The organism is Agromyces binzhouensis, from assembly GCF_004135055.1.
GTDB classification, from domain to species: Bacteria; Actinomycetota; Actinomycetes; order Actinomycetales; family Microbacteriaceae; genus Agromyces; species Agromyces binzhouensis.
In genome coordinates this window covers 1-2,081 of record NZ_SDPL01000484.1, presented here as the reverse complement: position 1 = coordinate 2,081, position 2,081 = coordinate 1, and the positions used below count along the sequence as shown (strand labels likewise).

Sequence of the window (2,081 nt, the reverse complement as noted above, 5' to 3'; positions counted from 1 at the left end):
TCTTCCGATTTCCCGCCGGACGGGATGCGGCGCCGGTGGGCTGAGCCCCGGCGCCACCCGGACCGCAGCGCGCCGCGGCATCCCCGACGGATGCCGCGGCGTCGGCGTCCGTCTGGCCGGATTAGGCTTGAACCTCGTGAACGACGCCACCCCCGAGCCGACCCCGAAGGTCGGCGTGAACGACCTGCTGCGCTTCCTGCTCGAGATCTTCGCCATCGTGACGCTCGGCATCTTCGGGTTCGCCGCGTTCCCGCTGCCGTGGCCGGGCGTGCTCCTCGGCATCGGCCTGCCGCTGCTCGCGATCCTGCTCTGGGGCCTGTTCCGCTCGCCCAAGGCCGTCTTCGACGTCGACCCGTTCGTCAAGGCGCTCGTCGAGATCGCCGTGTTCTCGACCGCGGCGATCGCGTGGTGGATCATGGGCCAGCCGGTCGTGGCCGTCGTGTTCGCCGTCGTGGCCGCGGTCAGCGGCGTGATCAACGGGCGCCGCGAGTTCCGCGACTGACGCCGCGCCGGCTTCCGCGCGCCGGATCGTCGGGCGGCTCAGCGGAAGATGACCGTGCGCTGCCCGTCGAGCAGCACGCGCCGCTCGGCGAACCACTTCACCGCCTGCGAGAGGGTGCGGCTCTCCTCGTCCTGGCCGATCGCGACGAGCTCGGCGACCGATCGCGAGTGCTCCACGCGCACGACGTTCTGCTCGATGATCGGGCCCTCGTCGAGGTCGCTCGTGACGAAGTGCGCCGTGGCGCCGATGAGCTTCACCCCGCGGGCGTGCGCCTGGCGGTACGGGTTCGCGCCCTTGAAGCCGGGCAGGAACGAGTGGTGGATGTTGATGCACCGGCCGGCGAGCGCGTCGCACAGCTCGGGGGAGAGGATCTGCATGTAGCGCGCGAGCACCACGAGCTCGATGTCGTGCTCGTCGACCGCCTCGAGGATGCGCCGCTCGAACTCGGCCTTGGTCTCGGGCGAGGTGACGGGCGCCGACTCGAACGGCACGCCGTAGAAGTCGACCAGGTCGCGCAGGGTGCCGTGGTTGGAGAGCACGAGGGGGATCTCGACCGGCAGTTGCCCGCCGCGCTGGCGGAACAGCAGGTCGTTCACGCAGTGGCCCGCGGTCGACGCGAGCACGAGCGTGCGCAGCGGACGGCCGACCTCGTCGAGGTGCAGCTCCATGCTCCACCGCTCGATCACCGGCGCGAGCGCGGCCTCGAACTCGGTGCGGTCGGCCGGCGACTCGACCTGCACGCGCATGAAGAACCGCCCGGTGTCGTGGCTCGCGAACTGCTGGCTCTCGGTGATGTTGCCGCGCGCCGCGACGATGGCGCCGCTCACCGCGTGCACGATCCCCGGACCGTCGGTGCAGCTCAGCGTGACGACCCAGTGGGACAGGTGCGGGCTGTGCGGCTCGGCCTCCGTGCTCATCGGGCCAGCGTACCGCCCGGCGAATACGCAGGTCGCGCCCGCTACACTGGACGCGGTCGTACGGACACCGTCGGCCCCGGGCGCGCACGTGAGCGCGTAGTCGACCCGCCGCAGGCCGTGCCGCGAGCGGGGAACGCCGTCGGATGACCTTCCTCATGCCGATCACCTCATCGCCGCGCGCCGGCGCGACCGGAGCCATGCCCTGGCGTGCGCTCCTCGCCCTCGCCGCGGCCGTCTTCCTGTCCATCACCATCGAGATGCTGCCCACCGGGCTGCTCCCCGAGATGAGCGCCGACCTGGGCGTCGGCGCACCCCTCGTGGGCCTGCTCGTCTCGGTCTTCGCCTTCACGGTCGTCGTGACCTCGACGCCGCTCACGGCACTGCTCAAGCGGATGCCCCGGCGCACGCTGATCACGATCGTGCTCGTCGTGCTCGGGCTCTCGACCGCCGCCTCGGCGCTCGTCCCCGAGTACGGCCAGCTCGTCGCCTTCCGCATCGTCGGCGGCGTCGCGCACGGCCTGTTCTGGGCGCTCGTCGGCGCCTACCCCGCCCGACTCGTCGGCGAACGGCACCTCGGCCGCGCGGTGTCCGTCGTGCTCGGCGGCGGAACCCTCGCGCTCATCGCGGGCGTGCCGCTCGCCACCGCGCTCGGCCAGGCCGTC

The 2,081-nt window shown here is 72.2% G+C and carries 3 protein-coding genes; 2 read left to right on the top strand and 1 reads right to left on the bottom strand.

The window, feature by feature from the left end; genetic code table 11:
• The first annotated feature begins 136 nt into the window (after window positions 1-136).
• Window positions 137-502, top strand: a complete 366-nt coding sequence (locus ESO86_RS15950; RefSeq protein ID WP_129235837.1) for a YrdB family protein — start codon at window positions 137-139, stop codon at window positions 500-502.
• 38 nt (window positions 503-540) lie between these two features.
• On the opposite strand, the gene purU is transcribed toward ESO86_RS15950, so the two are convergent.
• A complete protein-coding gene (gene purU / locus ESO86_RS15945) occupies window positions 541-1,419 on the bottom strand; it encodes a formyltetrahydrofolate deformylase (RefSeq protein WP_129235836.1) in 879 nt (292 codons plus the stop codon).
• Window positions 1,420-1,574: 155 nt separating this feature from the next.
• Here purU and ESO86_RS15940 point away from each other — a divergent pair.
• A partial coding sequence (locus ESO86_RS15940) for an MFS transporter (RefSeq protein WP_165308041.1) occupies window positions 1,575-2,081 on the top strand: 507 nt, incomplete at its 3' end.

Bases quoted from the DNA above. Each gene is read 5' to 3' on its own strand.
- purU (WP_129235836.1), bottom strand. From the start codon at position 1,419: ATGAGCACGGAGGCCGAGCCGCACAGCCCGCACCTGTCCCACTGGGTC.